The organism is Bifidobacterium sp. ESL0784 (genome assembly GCF_029433295.1).
Classification (GTDB): Bacteria; Actinomycetota; Actinomycetes; order Actinomycetales; family Bifidobacteriaceae; genus Bifidobacterium.
The window spans coordinates 442,297-463,890 of the sequence record NZ_JAQTHV010000003.1 but is presented as its reverse complement, the minus strand read 5'-3'; the positions used below and the strand labels follow the sequence as shown (position 1 = coordinate 463,890).

At 57.5% G+C, this 21,594-nt stretch carries 14 protein-coding genes; 8 read left to right on the top strand and 6 right to left on the bottom strand.

Annotation, left to right across the window (positions count from 1 at the left end):
- Positions 1–14 precede the first annotated feature (14 nt).
- Both PT279_RS06385 and PT279_RS06380 read left to right on the top strand, forming a co-directional pair.
- Positions 15–1,352, top strand: coding sequence for a glutamine synthetase family protein (locus PT279_RS06385; protein WP_277166545.1), 1,338 nt, complete (start codon positions 15–17; stop codon positions 1,350–1,352).
- A 225-nt stretch (positions 1,353–1,577) separates the two neighbouring features.
- Positions 1,578–2,765: an MFS transporter gene (locus PT279_RS06380; protein ID WP_277166628.1), complete on the top strand. Its 1,188-nt coding sequence runs from the start codon at positions 1,578–1,580 to the stop codon at positions 2,763–2,765.
- Positions 2,766–2,784: 19 nt separating this feature from the next.
- Here the strand turns inward: PT279_RS06380 and PT279_RS06375 are convergent, their stop codons facing one another.
- The 3 genes from PT279_RS06375 to PT279_RS06365 form a co-directional block, all read right to left on the bottom strand.
- Complete coding sequence (locus tag PT279_RS06375; RefSeq protein WP_277166627.1) at positions 2,785–3,708, bottom strand: hemagglutinin; 924 nt, start codon at positions 3,706–3,708, stop codon at positions 2,785–2,787.
- A gap of 214 nt (positions 3,709–3,922) precedes the next feature.
- A complete protein-coding gene (locus PT279_RS06370) occupies positions 3,923–8,254 on the bottom strand; it encodes a DUF3418 domain-containing protein (RefSeq protein WP_277166544.1) in 4,332 nt (1,443 codons plus the stop codon).
- A gap of 101 nt (positions 8,255–8,355) precedes the next feature.
- A complete protein-coding gene (locus PT279_RS06365) occupies positions 8,356–9,015 on the bottom strand; it encodes a methyltransferase (protein WP_277166543.1) in 660 nt (219 codons plus the stop codon).
- A gap of 215 nt (positions 9,016–9,230) precedes the next feature.
- On the opposite strand from PT279_RS06365, the gene hflX reads away from it, so the two are divergent.
- Positions 9,231–10,667, top strand: a complete 1,437-nt coding sequence (gene hflX, locus PT279_RS06360; protein ID WP_277166626.1) for a GTPase HflX — start codon at positions 9,231–9,233, stop codon at positions 10,665–10,667.
- Here the strand turns inward: hflX and PT279_RS06355 are convergent.
- Positions 10,664–13,171, bottom strand: coding sequence for a BspA family leucine-rich repeat surface protein (locus PT279_RS06355; protein WP_277166542.1), 2,508 nt, complete (start codon positions 13,169–13,171; stop codon positions 10,664–10,666). The genes hflX and PT279_RS06355 overlap by 4 nt on opposite strands.
- Positions 13,172–13,629: 458 nt before the next feature.
- On the opposite strand from PT279_RS06355, the gene PT279_RS06350 reads away from it, so the two are divergent.
- The 3 genes from PT279_RS06350 (at position 13,630) to PT279_RS06340 (ending at position 17,052) form a co-directional block, all read left to right on the top strand.
- On the top strand, positions 13,630–14,589 hold the full coding sequence (locus tag PT279_RS06350) for an L-lactate dehydrogenase (protein ID WP_277166541.1): 960 nt from the start codon (positions 13,630–13,632) through the stop codon (positions 14,587–14,589).
- A gap of 256 nt (positions 14,590–14,845) precedes the next feature.
- Positions 14,846–15,781 carry an AEC family transporter gene (locus tag PT279_RS06345; protein WP_277166540.1) on the top strand — a complete coding sequence of 312 codons (936 nt, stop codon included), beginning with the start codon at positions 14,846–14,848 and terminating at the stop codon, positions 15,779–15,781.
- 398 nt (positions 15,782–16,179) lie between these two features.
- Complete coding sequence (locus PT279_RS06340) at positions 16,180–17,052, top strand: cation diffusion facilitator family transporter (RefSeq protein ID WP_277166625.1); 873 nt, start codon at positions 16,180–16,182, stop codon at positions 17,050–17,052.
- Between the two features lie 34 nt (positions 17,053–17,086).
- Here PT279_RS06340 and lexA read toward each other — a convergent pair whose 3' ends face one another.
- Positions 17,087–17,851, bottom strand: a complete 765-nt coding sequence (gene lexA, locus PT279_RS06335) for a transcriptional repressor LexA (RefSeq protein ID WP_277166539.1) — start codon at positions 17,849–17,851, stop codon at positions 17,087–17,089.
- Between the two features lie 108 nt (positions 17,852–17,959).
- Between lexA and PT279_RS06330 the strand changes: the two genes are divergently transcribed.
- Both PT279_RS06330 and nrdR read left to right on the top strand, forming a co-directional pair.
- Positions 17,960–18,292: a LysM peptidoglycan-binding domain-containing protein gene (locus PT279_RS06330; RefSeq protein ID WP_277166538.1), complete on the top strand. Its 333-nt coding sequence runs from the start codon at positions 17,960–17,962 to the stop codon at positions 18,290–18,292.
- A gap of 178 nt (positions 18,293–18,470) precedes the next feature.
- On the top strand, positions 18,471–18,932 hold the full coding sequence (gene nrdR / locus PT279_RS06325; RefSeq protein ID WP_277166537.1) for a transcriptional regulator NrdR: 462 nt from the start codon (positions 18,471–18,473) through the stop codon (positions 18,930–18,932).
- A gap of 229 nt (positions 18,933–19,161) precedes the next feature.
- Here nrdR and PT279_RS06320 read toward each other — a convergent pair whose 3' ends face one another.
- Positions 19,162–21,498 (bottom strand): AAA family ATPase, encoded by a 2,337-nt coding sequence (locus tag PT279_RS06320; RefSeq protein WP_277166624.1) that lies wholly within the window; start codon positions 21,496–21,498, stop codon positions 19,162–19,164.
- Positions 21,499–21,594 lie beyond the last annotated feature (96 nt).

Here is a 21,594-nt window from a genome sequence, read left to right as displayed (position 1 = left end):
GAGAACATAGGAATATGGATAAACAGCAGGAATTCGCCTTGCGTACCGTCGAGGAACGCGATGTGCGTTTTATTCGTTTGTGGTTCACCGACGTGCTGGGGACGTTGAAGTCCGTGGCTATCGCCCCTGCGGAACTCGAGGACGCCTTTGAGGAGGGCCTCGGCTTCGACGGCTCGGCGATTGAAGGCATGACCCGCGTCTCCGAAGACGATATGATCGTCAAGCCGGACCCTTCCACTTTCCAACTGTTGCCGTGGCGCGACGGTCCGCAAGGTACCGCCCGCATGTTCTGCAACATCTTGACCCCGGACGGTGAACCGTCGCTCGGCGATCCGCGCCACGTCTTGGAACAGGAGCTTCAAAAGGCCAAGGAGAAGGGCTTCACCTTCTACGTCCACCCCGAAATCGAATTCTATCTTTTCGAACAGCAGGACGATTGGGGCAAGCCGCCCACCCCCGTCGACTACGGCACCTACTTCGACCACGTGCCGCGCAGTCCCGGGATGGACTTCCGTCGTGCTGCCGTCAACATGCTTGAGCAGATGGGCATTTCCGTCGAATACTCGCACCACGAGGTCGGACCGGGCCAGAACGAGATCGACCTGCGCTACGCCGACGCGATGGCGACCAGCGACAACATCATGACCTTCCGCACGGTGGTCAAGGAGATTTCGCTGGAGCGCGGCATTCACGCCAGCTTCATGCCCAAGCCTCTTACCGACGAGCCTGGCAGCGGCATGCACACTCACCTGAGCCTATTCGAGGGGGATTCCAATGCCTTCTACGAAGCCGGGCAGGAATTCAACATGTCGCTGATCGCCCGCCAGTTCGCCGCCGGCATCCTCTACCATGCCCGCGAAATCAGCGCAATCACCAACCAGTACGTCAACTCCTACAAACGTCTTTGGGGCGGCAACGAGGCCCCGAGCTACGTCTGCTGGGGCCATAACAACCGTTCGGCACTGCTGCGTATCCCGCAGTATAAGCCCGGCAAGGGCAATTCGGCTCGTATGGAATACCGCGCGCTGGATCCGGTGGCCAACCCGTATCTGGCGTTCTCGGTGCTTCTGGCTAGCGGTCTCGACGGTGTTGAGCAGAAGATGACGTTGTGCGAGCCGACCAGCGACGCGGTCTGGGATCTGACTGACGCCGAACGCAAGGCCATGGGCATCGAGCCGTTGCCGGAGAATCTTGACGAGGCGCTTAAGGTGATGGAGAAGTCCGATTTCGTCGCCGGCGTTCTGGGCGAGCACGTCTTCGAGTACTTCCTGCGCAACAAGCGCCAGGAATGGGACGATTATCGCCGCCAAGTCACCCGCTATGAACTGGAGAAGTTCCTGCCCAAGCTCTAAAAGGGTATGCCCAGCTGCTGTGTCTCGCTGGGTTTCGTTCAGTGGCTATTTATGGCGGTTTCGTTTTATTCGCGCGAGTTCGAGCCGGTTTTGGCATGCCTCATCCGTAAAATTTGATGGAGGGTATTCAAGTTTTAGGCAGTTTGGCGGGGCGAGAAGAAGATGGCAAAGGGATTAGTGCAGGGCAATGCCGGCGAGGCGAAAGCCGATGCGGGGCACGATAAGATGGCTCAACCTGCCGGCCGCCGCTTTTGGAACCTGCCTGTCTTCACGCTGGTGGCCATGAGCTTCATGCTGGGGATGAGTGAATTCATCGTGGTCGGCATTCTGCCCGACATCGCACGCGGGCTTTCCGTTTCCGAGGTCGCAGTCGGCAATCTGGTCTCGATTTTCGCCTTCGTCTATGCCCCGGCCACCCCAATCGGATCCGCTCTGAGCGGCCGTTTCCCGCGTTTCCCAACCCATATGGCGCTTATCGTCGTTTTTATCCTGGGCAATGTCTTATGCGCGGTGGCTACGAATTTCGCGTTTCTGGTGGTGGCCCGCATGGTCATCGCGCTGGTTTCCGGCACGTTGGTTGCGATGTCGATGACCTATTCCGGCGAGGTCACCGATCCGGAGCACCGCACGAAATTCATCGCTTGGGTATTTTCCGGCTTCTCACTTGCCTCCGTTGCGGGCGTTCCTGTGGGTACGTGGCTTGCGGGCGTGTGTGGCTGGCGTTGGACATTCTGGCTGATTGTCGCTTTGAGCGTCGTACTCATGATCCTGATGATTATCGTGTTGCCGCGTAGCGGCCAGATGCAGCATATCGGCTTCATCGCCCAATTCAAGCTTTTCTTCGACCCGCGTATCGATCTGGGTGTCGCCGCAGTCCTATGCGGGGCTGCGGCCAGCTACGTCTTCTATACTTATCTGACGCCCATTATGCGTGACGAAATTCATCTGCCGAAACAATATCTTAGTGTCGGTTTGGTCGTTTTCGGCCTCGCCTGCCTTTGGAGCAACCTTTACGGAGGCAAACTGGCGAACAGGGGCAAAGGCGTTGAACCGTTGGCACGCATCCGGCCCATTTACGTCGCCCAGACTGTGTGCCTCTGCGCCCTACCTCTCGTCCATTTCCTGCCGTGGCTCGGCGTGCCGTTGCTCATCGCGCTTGGCATGCTGATGTACCTGCAGAACTCGGCCTCGCAGGTGCTCTACATGGACGTTGCGGAATCCTCGCACCCCGGCTGCCTCAACCTGGCCTCGTCGCTCAATTCGATGTCATTCAACATCGGCATCGCCCTGGGTTCGGCTGTCGGCGGTTTGGTCAACGGTGCGCTCGGCCTGACTTGGCTCGGCCCGTTCGCCGCCGTTTTCGGTGCATTAGCCGTCGTCGTGACCTGTTTGCTGCGCCGCTATATCAAGTAGTTTTACGGTTGCGTCGCCGCTACTTGCGCGGGTCGCCGAACCAGTTGTTGTAGATCAGAGCGAAGTTGCGGTTGCCGTAGCTGGAGCAAGAGTCTCCCTCGTTGAAGCCCGCTTTCAGTGACGCGGTGTTGGGTTGGTAGGGCGTGTAGACGTAGAGGAGCGCCGTGGCCTGGTTGCGGATGTAGACCTGGGTGCCGCCGCAGCTTTTGTTCGGATGATACTGAACGTAGTTGAGCGTTCCGACGTGGTAGCCGTATTTGCTTTCGTGGGCTTGATAGTACCTGAACCGTTTCGCCGAGCCGTAGACCTGATTGAAGAAGCCGGCATATTGCGGGTCGCAGTCGGCATCGTCCGGGCAGCTCAGGCCCATGGCGGCTTTGTACTGGAAGTCGGTGGGATTGGCCGAGCCGATGAGATGCTGTTCCTTTTGCATTACAGTAAGCAGTACTTTTTCGCTGACGCCGCAAGCCTGCGAGGATTTGTAGATGATGGCGCTCGCAGATTCGCCTTTTGCGCCTTCGTAGGCTTTGCAAAGGCTGTTGGCGGCAATGTCGGTGGTATCGAAGGTCTTGACGGGCAGGCAGTTGGTTGAGGTGCAGTTTGGGCCGTGCTTGATGATGAAGGCTTGTACTTCGGCCTGGCTCATGGCGTCGGCGTTGAAGAACTGCGCGTCGGAGATGATATTGCCAGGGTCGAAATCATATTTCTGGACCAGCTCTTCCTGCCGTTTCTGCGCGTCTGTGACTTCGATATGCCACTGGACCATACGAATGAGCCCCATCACCAGTGCCATTACGCAGATCACTGCGACGATACCACCGAGAACCACACCTACTTTTGCGGGTACGCCGGCCTTGCGCCACTTGCGTTTGCAGGTCGCGATGAATTTGGCAGGGGAGTGGGAACGTTTGCGGGACTTGGAAGATGAGGTCACTTGGCCAATGCTACCGTTCGCCCCTGAAAGTTTTCCTACAGAAAAGTCGGGTTGCGGAAATTGTCATCATGCAATGCTATCTGCCGTCTAGGGAGTCATAATGGCCGAACGAAACGAATCAATCAGGGTAATCGTTTACAGTCTTGGACTCCGGCGATTTATCTGGCCAGTAAGACGGACAGATGGCAGTAAACACCGTTCAAGCAACGATGATTATAGGCGATTAGTCCAACAGCTTGCGGATGCGTTTGAGACTGGCGGGGGACTTCGTGCCCAGTTCCTGCGCCCACAGGGAGACGTAGAATTCCTCGAGCATCCAGCGGGCCTGCTCCACCTGCTTGCCGAATTGCTCGCGTCGGGGACCGGCGGGTTCGGCTTTCAGTTTTTCTTCGGCTCTCGTCACCAAGTCCTTGGCCTCATCGGCCTCCCATGCCCAACGGACGTCACGGTTCTTGTCGGTTTTGGCCTTTTCCAAGCGCATCAGGTCGGCGTGCAGGTAGCGTTCGATGTTCGGCAGCGCTTGTGGCGGGGTCGAACCCACGAAAACTGGGTAGACGAGCGTGGCGATATGCTCGCGGACCGATTGCAGCACGGCCAGCATGGTGAGGTCGGCTTTGCCGCCCACCGCCGAATCGACGGCCGCATAGCGTTTGAGAATGGCGATGACGTCATGAGCCACGGCGTAGACCGTGTCTTCGAAAGTCTGCGTCACCCCGCTTACGGCCTCAGCCAGAGCGTTGTCATCGGCAAGCTTGTCGATATGGGGAAGCAGACGTTTGACGGCCGCTAGCTCAAGGTCATCGACCAAGAGTTTCGTGGACTTGTAGGGCGCGCTGGCTAGCATCAGCGCCTCGTTGCCAAGCCAGCGTGAGGAAATGCGGTCTTCGGGCAGTTTCAGCTTTTCGTATGCCGCTTGCCAGAGCATTTCGGCTCGCGAAACCGTGGTGGCACCGGCTTTGTTCAGAAGGTTCGCCTGTGCGACCACCTTGCCCTGCGACTTGGCCTTGCTAGCCTGTCGCTCCACGGTTTTCCGAGCGCTGGCCTGAGCTTGACGGGCGAACTTACGTTGCAGCTCGACAAGCGATTTGCCCGTGCCGAGCACCCGATAACGTTGTGCCTTGCCGTGCCGCTGGGCCCGGAATGTTGCGTCATCGATGATCGTCGGAGTATTGGCGGTATTGTCCGGATTATTCTGTCCTGATTGGGCGTTGGCGTTGTTCTTTCGGGAATTCGAAGCGGAACTGTTTGCGTACTTATTGTAGGGAATCGCTGAGTTGCTGGCATCGGCGGCATCAACGTGGTTGCGGTCGCCTTTGCTGTTTCGTTTGTTGCTGCGCCGGTCCTTACTGGGTGCCGGTGGCAATGGTTCCTCGACGCTGAACGCGACGCGCAGATACGGTGAAAGCTTGTCGAGCTGGTCGTTGTTGAAGTCTTCGGGGTGGATGGTCGCGTTGACGCTGGTGATGGCGGCATAAGTGAAGGCGTGAGCGAAGTCGGGCCAACGTGTGGTGCCGGTCGCATCGTCTATTGGCGGTAAGCTTGGCTTGCCCTCAGAACCCGATCCGGGAAGGTCGGGGTAGCGCTCGTCAATAGCGGCGCGGATGCTGCGGGCCGTGTCGGGCGCGGGTACGAACTGGACGCGCAGCGACTTCGGCAGCGACTTGATATAGCCCAGAATAAGCTCGTCCAGAAGTCCCGGCACGTTCCAAGTGAACTGCTCGGGAGTCAGGCGGGACAGGGCCTTGATGGGGATATGCACGGTTACGCCGTCGGCGGGGTCGCTGGGGTTGTAGATATAACTCAAGCGCAGGTCGATAGGGGTACCGTCGGTTCCGAGCGTGTGCCATTGGTCGGGGTAATCGCGCAAGTCCACGGATTCGTGCGATTGCAGGCGCTCGACCTTGTCCGGGTCGAAGTCGAGCAGGTGTGGCTGCGTCTGGTGGATGGACTTGACCCATTTGCCGAGGTCGGCGACGCTGGTCACGTCAGCCGGAATGACGGCGTTGTAGAAGTCGAACAGATCTTCGTCACTGACGCTATCGGAAATTTGGCGGGTGCGGTTGGTGTCGTCCACCGCGTCCTGAAGAATGTCTCGGTTGGCCTCGACGAAATCGTCATAGGAGAAACGCTGCTGGATATCGCCTTCGACCAATCCTTGACGAATCAGAAAGTCACGGGCTTCGGGAGGATTGATACGACCCCATTGCACCGGCCGGTCCTGGACGATGGGCAGGCCGTAGAGCAGCACCTTCGAACTGGCGATGGCGCTGCCGCGCGAGCCCGACCAATGGGGCTCGGCGTAGGTGACGCGGGTGAGGCTTCCTGCCAATGGTTCGGCCCACGCCGGATCGATGGCAGCGGAATAGCGCGCCCACAGGCGTGAAGTTTCGGTCAGGTCGGTCGCCATTACCCACGGCGGGGTGGACTTGGCCACCGACGAGGCAGGGAAGAGCGCGAACCGTGTGCCGCGCGCACCTTGGTACTCGTTCTTTGATTGCTTGGCCGCACGTTTCATGGCTCGGGCTTTTGCTGCACCCTTGAGGCCGGAGAAGTCCGAGGCTTTGGGCTCGCGCACCACCTGCATGCCCATCATCGAGAGCAGACCGGCGAGCATGGAGGAGTGGATGCCCTGCGAATCCCACGAGCAGCACAAGGCATGAGCCGCCTGCTGATTGATCGGCAACATGAGGATTTCCGGTGCCGGACGCGAAATAGGGGCGGGCTTGCCCACCTTGAAATGCATCTGCCGGCACATCTGCCGCAGCTGGGAGACGAGGTCGCGCCATTGGCGCAGGCGAATGAAGTTGAAGTATTCGGACTTGCAGATTTTGCGCAGCTTGGCGTTGCCGGTGTGGTTGCCGTCGTTGCCTTCGTTAGGGCCGAAAATATGGTCCCATATATTGAGCGCGGTCAGAAAATCGCTGGTCTCGTCGGCGTAGCGGTTGTGAACGCGGTCGGCTTCAGCACGGATTTCGTCGGGCCGTTCACGCGGGTCCTGCAGGCTGAGGAAGGCGACGATGACCAGCACTGCGGCGAGCGTGTTGGGCGTGGCTTTTTGCGCGGCCTCGAGGATCATACGGCCCAGCCTGATATCGATGGGGATGCGCGAAAGTTGACGGCCGGTGTGGGTCAGGCGCACCTCGCCGTGCTTGCGCGCGATGGCCTTGAGCTCGGTCAATTCGTTGAAGCCGTCGGAGACGGAACGGGTGTCCGGCGGATCGATGAAGCCGAAATGCGTTACGTCGTCGGCCGTGCGCGCAACGCCCACCGACAGCATATGTAGTACAACAGCCCCAAGCGAAGTGCGCAGGATCTCCGGCTCGGTGAAGCGTGGGCGGGATTCGTAGTCGTCCTTGGAGTAAAGGCGGATGGCGATGCCGTCGGCGATACGTCCGCATCGGCCGCTTCGCTGGTCGGCGCTGGCCTGGCTGATGGCCTCAATCGGCAGACGCTGCACCTTGGCGGATTTGGAATATCGCGAGATACGCGCTTCGCCGGGGTCGACCACGTAACGGATGCCGGGTACGGTCAGCGAGGTCTCGGCCACGTTGGTGGCGATGACGATGCGCTGGTGTGTATGGTGCTCGAAGACGCGGTGCTGTTCCTTGGAAGACAGGCGGGCGTAGAGTGGTACGATTTCCAGTGCGTCCGGGCGACGCATATCGGCGGCACGGGGGCCGAAATGGTGGCGGATGGCATCTTCGTATTCGTGGATGTCGCGCTCGCCGGAAGCAAAGACCAGGATATCGCGCGGCCCGCGGTCGTGCGAGGAATGGATGACCAGCTCGGCACAAGCTCGTGCCACGGCTCGGGGCATATCTTCGCTGCCGGTGTTGCTGAAGCTGTTGCCGGAACCATTGCGGCTGTCGGCTCCCGGAATCTCGCCGTTTTCATTGGGTAGCGACCCATCGGCAAATCCCGGCACATGCCGCATCAGCGCGGGCATGCCGCCCAGTGGCTCGTAGACGATTTGCACGGGGTAGGTGCGTCCGGAGACTTCGATGACGGGCACTTTCGTGTGCAGCGCGTCCTCGAAATGCTCTTTGAATTTCACCGAGTCTATGGTGGCCGAAGTGATGATGAGCTTCAGATCGCGGCGCTTCGGCAGCAACGCGGTCAGGTAGCCGAGCAGGAAGTCGATGTTGAGGCTACGTTCGTGCGCCTCGTCGATGATGATGGTGTCGTAACGCGAAAGCCGCGGATCGTGCTGAATCTGAGCCAAAAGAATGCCGTCAGTGACGATGCGCAGACGTGTTTTGGGTGAGCTTTTGTCGGTGAAGCGGACCTGATAGCCGATTTCCTCGCCGAGCTTCACACCCATTTCGTCACAGATGCGTTCGGCTACGGTACGTGCGGCCAAACGGCGCGGCTGGGTGTGTACGATCTGATGGCCGTGGGTGCCACGGCCCATCTCCAGAAGCATTTTCGGAATCTGGGTGGTCTTGCCCGATCCGGTCTGTCCGGAGACAATGACGACCTGCGAATCCCGCACCGCGCGCTGGATCTCGTCGCGCGCGGCGCTAACCGGCAAGTCTGAAGGATAATGGTATTTCATGTGTTTCTCTATTGTACGCACATCCAAACGGGGACATTGAAAAACAGGCGAGCAGCATCGTACCAATCGTTTCCAAAGTGCCTTTTGGATGTGCGGGTTTGTCAGTGCTTTACTTCGATGACACGGTAGCCTTTGGAACTCGCATATTTCGATACCTGATAATCGTCGCCGAGCTCGGCCGAAAGCCACCTGATCAGCGAATCGCTGCCGAGGTTTTTCTGCACGACAAGATAGGCGTATCCGCCGGCCGTAAGCCGCGGAAGCCAAGCCATAAGTAACGTATGCAGTTCGTCCTTGCCCACGCGAATCGGTGGGTTCGACCAGATGAGGTCAAAGGTGAGGTCAGCCGGCATATCCGAGGCCTTTACTGTGTGGATGCGCTTGGCTAGCCCCAATTTCTCTGCATTGGTTTTCGTCAGTTCCAGCGCACGTTCGTTGATGTCAAGTGCCCAGATATCGGCCTTTGGAGACTCCAGCCCAAGTGCCAATGCGATCGGTCCCCAACCGCAGCCGATATCGAGAAAAGTCCCGTTTTCCGGCACTTCCGGCGCATGCCGTAGCAGCACGGAAGTCCCAAGATCCAGACGATGCCCCGAAAACACCCCGTTGGAAACCTCGACATCCACGTCATGCCCACGCAAAGAAACGTGCAGGTTCCGCCGCACGTCGCGCGAGGCCGGTTCCGCCGTAAAATACTGTTCTGCCGATTGGTGTTCGGCATCCGTTCGTTCCTGTTGCTTTCCTGCTGTTTCGCTCATCATGCCCCGTCAGATTTTTGTTTTTTCGGCCTTCGGCTGTGCCGCAATAATAGGTTTCCAATATTAGTGGCATACCGGAACAGTGAAACGCGTTCACCTCACCGAATATGCTTGGATAAAGATGGATTTTCAACTATCGAAAGGTTGATTTATTGGCAACAAACGACGGGCGTAAGGACGTTCAGGCTGAGCATGGTGAACGTGGCGAGCAGAACGAGGTGCTGGGACGTAAGTCCGACATCCTGCAGGAGCAAAGCGATGGCCGCGCTCCCGGGGTCGAGGAGTGGAACGAACGCGAGTCGCGCAACGAGCTCAAGCATGTCACCGGCTTGGGTGAGATGCAGGATGAGACGGATGTCGAATACCGCAAGGTCCGGCTTGAGCGCGTCGTGCTGGTGGGGGTGTGGTCGAACGTAGACACCACCATCGAGCAGGCTGAGGAATCGTTGCGAGAGCTGGCGGCGCTTGCTCACACGGCCGGTGCTGTGGTCTGCGATGGTGTATTGCAGCATCGTCTGAAGCCCGACGCCGCCACTTACGTCGGCCGGGGCAAGGCCAAGGAGATTGCCGGTATCGTCGCACAATGCGAAGCCGATACGATCATTGTCGACGGCGATCTGGCACCGAGCCAGCGTCGTGCGCTTGAGGACGCCACCAAAGTCAAAGTGGTCGATCGCACGGCCGTCATTCTTGACATTTTCGCGGCTCATGCCACCAGTCGCGAAGGCAAGGCACAAGTGGAGCTGGCGCAGCTGGAATACATGCTTCCGCGTCTTCGTGGTTGGGGCGGATCGCTTTCCCGTCAGGCCGGTGGTCAGGCTGCCGGCGTCAACGGCGGCATCGGTTCCCGCGGCCCGGGCGAGACACAGATCGAGATGGACCGTCGAGTCATCCGCACCCGCATCGCACGCCTCAAGAAGCAGATTCGGGCCATGGCTCCGGCCCGTGAGGTCAAACGTGGTTCCCGCCATCGCTATGGCCTGCCTACGGTTGCCGTGGTCGGCTATACCAATGCCGGCAAGTCCTCGTTGGTAAACCGTCTGACGAACTCCGGTGAGCTGGTCGGCAATGCGCTGTTTGCAACCCTCGATACGGCCGTCCGACGCGCCAAAGCTGCCGACGGACGTCTTTATGCCTACGTCGATACGGTCGGTTTCGTGCGTCGTCTGCCCACCCAGCTGGTCGAGGCGTTCAAATCCACGCTTGAGGAAATCGGCGAGGCCGATGTCATCTTGCATGTAGTCGATGCCTCCACCACCGACCCGTTCGCCCAGATCGAAGCGGTCAACGACGTGCTCGTCGGCATCGACGGCGCAACCGACATCCCACGCATTCTCGCCTTCAACAAGGCCGACCAGGTCGACCAGGGCACGCTCGATCGTCTGCACAACATCCGTCCTGACGCACTTATCGTCTCTGTGGCCGACGAAAGGGGCTTGGACGACCTGCGTGAGACTGTGGAAAAGGCGTTGCCCGTCCCACAGGTGCATGTCGAGGCGCTGCTGCCGTATAGCGACGAGGCAGGGTCACTGCTTTCGCGCATTCGTGAGTACGGCAAAGTGACCAAAGAGGATTACCGGGCCGACGGTGTGGCGCTGGAGGCGGATGTCGATTCCCGGCTTGCCGCCCAGGTCATGGAGTTGGCTATCGGCTAGGTGCGCCGGTTCCATTTTGTGATCAGACGTTTTCTGAGAGCGATGGCAACGGCAACCAGACTAAGGGCCAGAAGGATGCCGGGTATTCCGATGGCTGTCAATGTACTGCCGGTGAGTGGCAGAGCCGAGACTCCTCCCGCGCCTTGTGCGGCGACGATTTTGGCGGGAACCGAGGCGCTGTAGTCGCCGTTGGCGTTTTTCGCTTTGGCGGTGATATCGCCGGTGCCGTGTGTTTGCGCTTCGGATCCCGCGATGCTCCATTTCCCGTCTGATCCGGTGGTCGTTTCGCTAGTGGTATGGTCCGGCCAGGTGACAGTGACGGTGTCGCCGGCTTCCGGCTGCCCTCCCTGATGGTCGAGAACGGCTCCCGAAACGTCCTGGCCCACGCTGAATTGGGCGTGGTCGAAGGAGACCACCGGCTTCACCGCTCTGCTGGACCATTGGACGTAGAAGGTCATCGGTTCCAGCACGTAGAGGGTGTCTCCAGGATGGTATTCGGTGCCGCTGCCATCGGCTTCGGTGTTCCAGGAAACCGCTTGGTCGCTGGGTTTGGAGACTCTCGTGAAATCCGGAATCTCCAGCAGCTGGCCTTCCTGTGTTGTGGTGATGTATCCTCCGCTACCGCCGTTCGGGTCGAAGGTAAGACGGGCGGGTTGGGCATTCCTGTAGACGCCGGCAGATGCCGTGCCTCCTTGGTTGATGCGTGTGACCAGGTCAGAACTATTCCCGACCGCGAATCCCTCGGAACCGGGCGTGATGGTCGTGCCGTTGCCATCGCTCAGATGCAGCCATGAGAGCGGGGCGCTGAGTGTGAAGTACTGGAAGGCTTCCGAGCGGAAACGGGTATAGGGGCCCACGGTAAGGTTGTTGAAGAAGGGGAGGTTCATGAACATCTTGTACATGTTCGTGACGTTTCGTGTGTCCCAGCTTGACGCATTGAGGTTTTTAAGATTGCCGAGATGCCTCGTCGGATAGAAGTCCACTCCGAACATGTCGGACATATCTGTCACCGAACTTGTGTCCCAGCCGCTGGCGTCCAATGTTTCCAGCTTCGTTTCATAGAACATGTAGGACATGTTGGTGACCTTGCCAGTTTTCCAATTATGCACATCGAGGGTGGTTACGCCCGAGTTCGCGAACATATAGCTCATATCAGTGACGTTGTTTGTGTTCCACTGGCCGATATCGAGTGTGGTCAGTGACCGGGTGGAATCGAACATATCGCGCATGTTGGTGACGTTGCCCGTCTTCCATCCGCTGATTGGCAACGCTCCGAGATCATAATCGCGATCGAACATGCTGTTCATGGCCTTGACGTTATGAACATTCCAATTGGCGACCGGTAGTGATGTAATGCAAAAAAGGCCGGCGAAGGCACGTGACATGTCGGTGACGTCGCTGGTGTCCCAGCTTCCGATGCCGGATAAAGTCTGTAGGGAAAGATTTTCGGCGAATATGCCCTGCATGTTGGTGACGTTGGGTGTGTCCCATCCGGAGAGGTCAAGAGAAACGAGTTGCCTCCGATTGTTGAATGCGTCGAGCATGTCGGTGACGTGGCTGGTGTCCCATCCGGAGAGGTTCAATGAGGTGAGTTTGTCGTCGTCGTGGCCCGTTGAGAAGATGCCGCGTATGGTCTTGAGGCTGTGGGTATCCCAATTGGAGAGGTCCAAGGATGTGAGTGAAGACACGCTGTAGAACGTACTGTTCATGTTGGTGACATTACCGGTATGCCAACCGTGGATATCGAGGGCGGTCAGCGAGGAATCGAACTGGAACATCTCTTCCATACTGGTGACTCGGCTGGTGTTCCAGTTTTTCAGATTGAGCGAGGTGAGATGTACATCGCCGGTGAACATGTCTCGCATGTCGGTGCTGGCGCTGACGTCGATTTTGGAGGCGTCCAAGTCCGTCAGGGAACGCATATCGTAGAACATGTATTCGGCGGCTTTTCCTTCGGATTTTAACGAACCCGAACCGCTGAAGGTCAGTGAGCGCACCGAATCCATCTTGAAGAACAGCCCGCTTTTGTTATAGCCGAAGTCATGTGAACTGGTAACGCTCAGAGGTCCGTCGATGACGATGGACGTCACTCCTTCCCCGGGGTCGCTGTTCTTTTGCCAGGGAATGTCGTAAACCTCGTCGCTGGGATGTATGTCGGGCGAGCTTCCGCCGGAGAGATGAAGCGTGCACACTTTGCTGCCATCCGTCGCGACGCCATCGTCGGTGATGCTCCACGTCACGCTTCCCCACATGGCAGGCCCGCTGGGCACGCATGCCGGCGTGGGTGATTTTCTCTCGAAAGACGGATTGGATTGCGGGGAGACGGAAGGCGGGGTTCGCTTTTTCTTGGTGGCTGGGTTTTCTTCTTGCGCTTCGATGTGCGTAGAGGGGCTCGAAGCCTCGGGTGTGCTTGACGCCTGCGTTGCCGCGGCCTGGGAGATGGTGGCCAGTGTGAGCATGGCTGTTACGGCCACGGCACATATGGTGCGGATATTGGTGCGCATTGCGTAAGACCCTGTTCGCTCGAAAGAAAATTACCTCATAATAATTTTAATTTAATATAGATAATCTGTTGGACAAGGACTTTCGATCTCAATGATAATTTAGACTGTTTTCTCCTCACTTTTGGAAGCCGAAGGGGGGCAAGTTCGAAACTGTGACGAATTTCAAATTTATGTAGGCCGTCTGCTAAAATGAAGTAAGCCACAAATTCCGTTTTGGTGCCGATTTCGGTTCGGCAGGGCGGTAACCACCGGTACTGGGGGACGTGCAAATGACTCGTTCACGGGTTGTGTCGGTCAAGGTTTGCGGCGATCACAATGACGAGATGCATGGCGCTGCTATACTGCCGCGTTCCAGCATGCCCGCATAGCTGTGTGAAAGAGGATCGAACATATGCCACAACTTACCGAGTCGGTTATTGTTCCTCTTCGGCACACCCATTTTGAAAGGGCTCAATCATATGTCCAATTCGATTAAACCAACCAAGCTTGCCATCATCGGAGCCGGGGCCGTCGGCTCCACACTTGCCTTCGCCGCCGCCCAGCGCGGCGTCGCCCGCGACATCGTGCTCGAAGACATCAACAAGGAGCGCGTCGAAGCCGAAGTCCTCGATATGCAGCACGGCTCCAGCTTCTACCCTTCCGTCTCCATCGACGGTAGCGACGATGTGGAGATCTGCCGCGACGCCGATATGGTGGTCATCACCGCGGGCGCCCGCCAGAAGCCGGGCCAGACCAGGCTCGACCTCGCCAGCGCGACCATCAACATGATGAAGTCCATCGTTCCCGGCGTCATCAAGGTCGCCCCGAACGCCATCTACATGCTCATCACCAACCCGGTCGATATCGTCACCTACGTGATGCTGAAGCTCTCCGGTCTACCCGCGAACCAGATCTTCGGCTCCGGCACCAACCTGGACACGGCCCGCCTTCGTTTCCTTATCGGCCAGCAGACCGGCGTCAACGTCAAGAACGTGCACGCCTACATCGCCGGTGAGCACGGCGATTCCGAAGTGCCGCTGTGGGCTTCGGCCACCATCGGCGGCGTGACCATGTGCGACTGGAAGGCATTGCCCGGGCACGAGCCGCTCGACGCCGCCAAGCGCGAGGAGATCCACCAGGAAGTCAAGAACGCCGCCTACCGCATCATCAACGGCAAGGGCGCCACGAATTTCGCCATCGCCATGTCCGGTGTCGACATCATCGACGCGGTCCTGAACGATTCCAACCGCGTGCTGCCGGTTTCCTCGCTGCTGCAGGACTTCCACGGCATCTCCGACATCTGCATGTCCGTGCCGACTCTGGTCAACCGTTCCGGTGTCAACTCCCACATCAACACGCCGCTTTCCGACCACGAACTCGCGGAATTGCGCCGTTCGGCCGACACGTTGAAGGAAACCGTCGCGCAGTTTGGGTTCTGATCTTCGGCTGTTGATCGTTTAGCGATAAACACGTGGAATGCCGCTTCTGCTTCTTGTAAAGCAGGCGGCATTCGTGATTTCTATAGATGTTTGGTCAATAACTTTTCTTGTCCGTTGGGTGAGACGGAAACTTCAAGAAAATATGCGTCGTGTACAGTAGCCCTAATTCACGCCAGAACCTCTACGTGCGATGTAGCTGTTCAATGATGTACGTCTAGATGTTTATAGGAAGGCGTGTGCGAGATGGAGGTGGATTATGCTGAAAACCGTCATATTTGCGTTGTTGCCGATACTTGTCACCATGTTGCTTGGCGCTTTTGCCGCCAAACGTGGCGATTTTGATAGTACTGATAGCAGCAGGCTCATCAAATTCGTCATGAATTATGCTCTCCCCATGCACGTTTTCGGTGGTATCTGGGCCACCAAACGCAAATTGATAGTGGAGGATATCCCGCTGGCATTGTGGATGCTGGGCGCCATGCTCGTGTCTTATTTCCTGCTCTATTTCATCTATTGGAAAATCATCAAGAACCAGAGTGGGCTTTCTGCACTCCGTGCGCTTTCGGTGGCCGACCCCTCAATTCCCTTCATCGGTTCCGCGGTGCTTCCCCTCTTCTTTGACGAGAGTATCAGCGCCATCGACATCGGCATCGCCAGTCTTATCATCAATGTGATTCTGGTCCCGTTCGTCTTCGAGGCGCTTGCTGCGGATGTCAACAAAGAGAACGGTCCAAAGATTTCCGTTGGCAAACGGTTGGTGAAAGGGCTTAAGAAACCGCTGGTGCTTGCGGCGTTCCTCGGTTTCATCCTTTCCATTTGCGGTTGGTCGATGCCCAGCGTTCTCGAGCCCACGTTCACGGTGCTTGGCAAGACGGCGGGCGGTGTTGCTATGTTCGCCACTGGCATCGTGCTCGTGACCCGCAAGATCTCCTTCAACCCGCATGTCTGGCTGACCGTGGGTCTGAAGAACATTGTCTATCCTGCCATTATCTGGGTACTGATGGTCGCCACGGGTATGCCCAGCGAGCTGACGCGCATCGTCGTGATCACCATGGCCATCCCCACCGCCACACTGCCCACGAATCTGGCCATCGATTACGGCATTCACGAATCGGAGATGGCTTCGACGCAGTTCCTGAGCACAGTGCTTTCGTTTATTACCCTGAGCTGTGCGATGCTGTTGCTGCAGTAGCGCAAATTGTTGGTTTGAGTTGGTTTCTGGCGTTTTGCCGGCGGTATTCAGAGCATATTTGACGATGAAAAAGATTGTCGGTTTCAGTGTCAAAGAAAAATGAAATGCACAATATTGTGCGACCTGCTTGTTCTTCGGCTCTGAGCCGCAAAACCCAACTCCCGCTTAGGTTTTCATGCGTATAGTGTCACCAGTAACGAGACATGTTTGACGCGTGAAAATTGTGTCTGCGTCAAGCGACGGAAGCTGAAGGGAATTTGATTCTGGCTTCGTTGAAGTGATGGATCGGGCAGGGAGAGGATATGGCTTCGCAACATCAGGAAACCGAAACGCAGATAGTCAAAGGCACCCAATCCGTGGATGGCCAAGGCAAGGCGAAGGAACACCAGAGCAGACTGATGGTGACGCTGGGGCTTACCCTGACGATTTTCGTGGTTGAGGTTGTTGGTGCCATTATCACTGGCTCTCTCGCGCTCCTGGTTGATTGTGCTCATATGTTGACCGATGTCGCTGTGCTCACCGCTTCCACGATTACCGCCATACTGATGCGCAGACAGCCCGACAAAGAACGGACCTGGGGCTGGGCGCGGCTCGAGCCGATCACCGCAGGCCTGGGTGCATTGATTCTGATGGCCGTGGGTGTCTACGCGTTGATCGAAGCCGTGCTGCGTTTGGCAGGCGTCTCCGGTGAAGAGGTGCAAAGTGTCGGCATGCTGCTGGGATTCGGCATTCTCGGTCTGGTGTTCAATCTCATTTCCGTCTTCGTTCTTTCCGGCCAGCACAAAGACAACATGAACATGCGCGCCGCATTCCTGGAGACTATGAACGATGCGCTTGGCTCGCTTACCGTAGTGGTTTCGGCCGTCGTCATCATGACTACCGGTTGGCACGGTTTCGATGCCGTCGCCGGTGCAGTCATCGCGTTGCTGATTGTGCCAAGGGCCTTCGTGCTGATGAAAAACGCGGTTAAGGTATTGCTTGAGGAGACACCTGAAGGCTTGGACTTGGACGAGGTCCGCGAGCATATGAAAAACGTCGACCACGTCATCGATGTTCATGATGTGCACGCCTCGACGGTGGCCACCGGTATGCCGATTCTGACGGCTCACGTCGTGGTGGAGCCGGGTTTGACGATGGCCCAGGGCGCCGATATCCTGCATCAGTTGCACACCTGCCTGACCGACCACTTCTCGGTTTCGATTCCCCACACCACCTTCCAGTTGGAACCGCAAGGCTTCAGCCAGGCCCAAAGCGAGAAGATTCATCGCTGAATCTGCAGTGATATCGGGTGGAAACGATAGTGGTTCAGATCTTGCGCAGGACCGTAACGACCTTGCCCATTACCTTGGCGTAGGTGCCGTCGATGGGGGAGTAGGCCGGGTTGTGCGGCATCAGCCAGACATGGCCGTGGTCCTTCTGGAAGGTCTTGACCGTTGCCTCACCGTCGAGCAGGGCGGCCACGATATCGCCGTTTTCGGCCGTCTCTTGTTCGCGCACCACCACGAAATCGCCGTCGCAAATGGCGGCGTCGATCATGGAATCCCCATGGACCTCGAGCATGAAAAGGTTGCCGTTGCCGGTAAGGCGTTCCGGCAGCCTCATCACGTCGTCGACATGTTGCTCGGCGGTGATGGGTGTGCCTGCGGCGATGCGGCCGACCAAGGGAATGTCGTGCGATTGGGCGATGGCTTCATCTGTTTCATCTTGCGAGCCGAACGGAAGAACGGTGGAGGTGCGAGTGGTTTCACGGATATTCGCTTCGTTTTCCACCAGTTCGATGGCGCGTCCCTTGTTCGCGTTCATCCTGATATAGCCTTTGTCTTCGAGGACCTCGAGCTGGTGCTTGACCGACGAGGGGCTTTTGAGACCGGCTTGCTCACCTATCTCTCGAAATGAAGGGGCGAAACCGTAACGGGAAACGTGCCTGCGTACCGCATCGAGAACTTTGCGTTGCCGGTCTGTCAGCTGCTGGTTTGGGGTAGCTTGGGCGAAGTCGCCATGCGGATTATGGATAGGTGGAAGGCTGCTCACGTTAGTTCCTTTCGGCGTTTGACTTACAGCATAACTCATTTTCCTTTGAAAATCAAACAGATGTTCGATTTCGCTTTGCTTTTTTCGAACAAGTGTGCCAATATAGAACAAACGTTCGTTAGTACAAATGTTCTAAGGAGTGCAGAGATGAGTGAAAAAGGCAGTGGTTGCAAGGCCCGGAGTGCAGCAAATCGTCATCGCATCATGCGCAACAGGGTTGTTGCAGCACTTGCGTTGGCCGTCGTCGTATTCTTCGGCTGGCAGGCGGTCGCCCCGCATGTCGCCAATTCGGCAACCGGAGACGCCGATGTAGTCAGCTATACGGTTCGTCCCGGCGACACGTTGTGGTCGTATGCCCAGCAGATCACCCCGGAAAACAAGAATGTCGGAGACACAGTTGCCGAAATCATGGATCTGAACCGGTTGGATTCGGCTCAATTACAACCGGGCCAGAGGATCATGGTTCCTGAAGAGGCATGAATCCTCGGCTCTGCTCGTTTGTTTCGTCAGACGCCGGGGCAAGGATCCAACGCAGGTGCATATATTCGGCAGGTTAGGTTTTCGCCAGAGGCTGCGTTTGGCGTCAAGTAGGTAATCGAGTGTGAATATGTCTCGATGCAGACACACTGTTCTCCCGACCTCTGGATAAGGTGACAATATGCATTGTCCTTTTTGCCAGAATAATGACACGAAAGTAGTCGATACGCGTATCAGCGAAGATGGTCATTCTATCCGACGCAGACGCGAATGTCCTGAATGCGGCCGCAGATTCACCACGGTTGAGACAACGATGCTTCTGGTCACCAAGCGTTCCGGCAATTTGGAGCCCTTCGATCGTCAGAAGGTCATCGACGGGGTGTGCAAGGCATGTCAGGGCAGGCCTATTGATGAAGATGCGCTGAAACAGTTGGGGCAGCAGGTCGAGGAGGATTTGCGCAGTCAGGGTTTGGCACAGGTGAAATCCGAGGATATCGGCAAAGCCATCCTCAAGCCGTTGCGTGAACTCGACGAGGTCGCCTATCTGCGTTTCGCCAGCGTCTACCAGAATTTCAACGGACTGTCTGATTTTCAGAAGGCCATCGACGATTTGAAACAAGACAAGGCCACTTCTGGCAAATAGCATATTGAAACCAACAAGATTCCTCCATACATGGGCAACATACGTGAACAACCGTTGCAATCCTACATTTTGAAATTTTGGAATGAAAAGATTTCAACGGTTTTCTGTTGCTCTAGGCCGGCTGCGCAGTAAGTGAGTTTTAGCGCAGTACGGCTATGCTGCGACAGTTTGGTTCTGTCGTCGAACTGTCACAGCATATTCATGTCAATACTGGTTGTCCTTTGAGGTTTTATATATCGAGCAGGCTTTTGTCGTTTTCGGTTTCGATGATGACAAGTCGTTGTGTCGGGCGAGTCAGAGCCACGTAAAGATCGGCTGCACCTGAGAGTCGTGATGGCGCGTCTTGGGCGATTTTACCGGGTTGTACAAGAACCACGGCGTCGTATTCCAAGCCTTTGATCATCTGAGTGTCACAGACACTCAAAGGAGCATCGCTCAGAGACCCTTCAAGACTGGCGTTTGCAGCTGTCTGGTCGTCCTGCCCGTCGATTCCCATCAGTTTCGAGGCGAGGGCCTCGCCCTTGATTGCCAGCAAACGAGCGTAAAGATTCTGCCGTATGGCTGTATTCAACGAGTCGGATGCAATGACTGCGACCCGTCCGGTTCCGTCATCGGAAATGAACTGCCGTACCAAGTCCAGCGTTTCATCGCCGATGGTCTGCAAAATGTGGGCCTCGGAAGCCTCTTCATCTCCTATATTCACGCGTTTCACCGAATCGGCCATCGTTCGCACGCCCTTGGTGGTCGACACGTACAGTCCCTCGTCTTCGGCGAAACGGGTGGCCAGCTGCGAGACTTCCTGTGGGTTGCGATAGTTGATCGTCAGCTCTTTGAGGTCCCAGCCGTCAGTTCCGAACAGGCGGTCCATGGTCTTCTCCCAGCGGCGGGTTCCGCCCAGAGCGGAGGTCTGGGCCACGTCGCCCACGATGGTGAATGAACGCGAGGGACAGCGGCGCATCAGCATCCGCCAATCCATGGCCGTCAGCTCCTGAGCCTCGTCGATGACGATATGCCCGTAGGTCCATTCGCGGTCAGAGCCGGCCTTCTGGGCCACGGCTTCGGCGTCCAGTCCGTTGATGTTGTCGACCAGCGTGGAGGAGGTGACGATGCCCGAACCGATTCCGGCTTGAGCCAGCGTGTCCTTGGCGAACTGTTCCTCTTCGGCTCGTTTGGCCTTGGCGGCCACTTCACGGGCTGAGACTTTCGGGTCGGGCCCGAGCAGCTCCATGGCCTCGTCGAGCAGCGGGATGTCGGAAACGGTAAGCGGGGAGTGCTTCGGTCGAGTCAGCGCCTTGATATCGGCGTCGGTAAGCCATGGGGCGAATCGGCGCAGCTGTGCGGGCTTGGCGAAAAGCTGGTCGATAAGCCATGGGGCGTTCATGGGCAACCAGGCCAAGTTCAGCGCCTTGCGAATCTCGTCATGCATTTTCAGCTGCATTGCCGCATCGGAGATTTCCGACTGTTCCGGCGTATAGTCAAGGTTTTCGACGTACCGGTTGCGCATGGCGCTCAAAACGCTGCGCACAAAGGTCTCTCTGGCCTTGTTATGCGGGGAATGTGTGCGCTTGGCATCTTCCAGTGCCTGTATGATATCGCTTTTGCGCATGGGCACATCCATGCCGTTGACACGAACCGTCGGCAGGTGCTTGGGGACGCGTTCGCGGGCGGCGACGGCATTGGCGATGGCGCTGGCCATGCGTGCCTCACCTTTCAGCTGCGCGGCCCGAGGTGAATCCATTTTCTGAGCGGCAAAGCCCGGCACCAGGTCGCCGATGGTGCGCGAAACGACGCCCGTCTCACCCAACGAGGGCAGCACCTGGTTGATATAACGCAAAAAAGCGGAACTCGGCCCCACCACAAGAACGCCGGAGCGTTCGAGCCTGCGCCGGTGAGTGTAGAGAAGATAGGCTGCGCGATGCAGCGCCACGGCGGTCTTGCCTGTTCCCGGTCCGCCCTGCACCACGATCGCGCGGTCCATCGGCGCACGGATGATACGGTCCTGCTCGCCTTGGATGGTGGCTACGATATCGGTCATTTTGCCGGTGCGTTTGGAATTGAGCGAGGCGATCAACGCACCTTCGCCGGTCAGCGTCCCGGCCTGTTGAGCCTCGTCGACCTGTCCGGAGTTGACGTCGAGTACCTCGTCCTCGATGCCTACGACCTTTCGGAAATTCAACGTGATGTGCCGACGCATGACGATGTCGCCGTGATGGGATGGCGTGGCTTCGTAGAACGGCCGTGCGGCCTCAGCCCGCCAGTCGGTCAGAATCGGCTCGTGGTTTTCGCTGGAAAGTCCCATGCGCCCGATGTAGCGTTTTTCGCCCTTGTCGCTGTCGATGCGTCCGAAAACCAGCCGGTCTTCGACGCCGCGCAACTGGGTGAGCCTGTCCTCGTACATCGTGGCAAAGGAATCCCGTTCGGTGCGCATGGTGGGGGAACCATGGGCACCGGCTGCGCGGACCGTGTCGAGACGCGAGCGGGTCTGTGAACGTAAGGAATCCAGCCGTCCGTAAGCGCGATCGACCGCATGCTGTTCTTCGTCGATTTGCGAGGAGTAGCTCGACATGTATACGTTCCCCTTCATTTGGGTGGTTCCGGTTGCGTTTGTTACTTGAAAACTCGAATTAATAATTCTAGCCTGCACTCCCTATTTCTTTTGAGC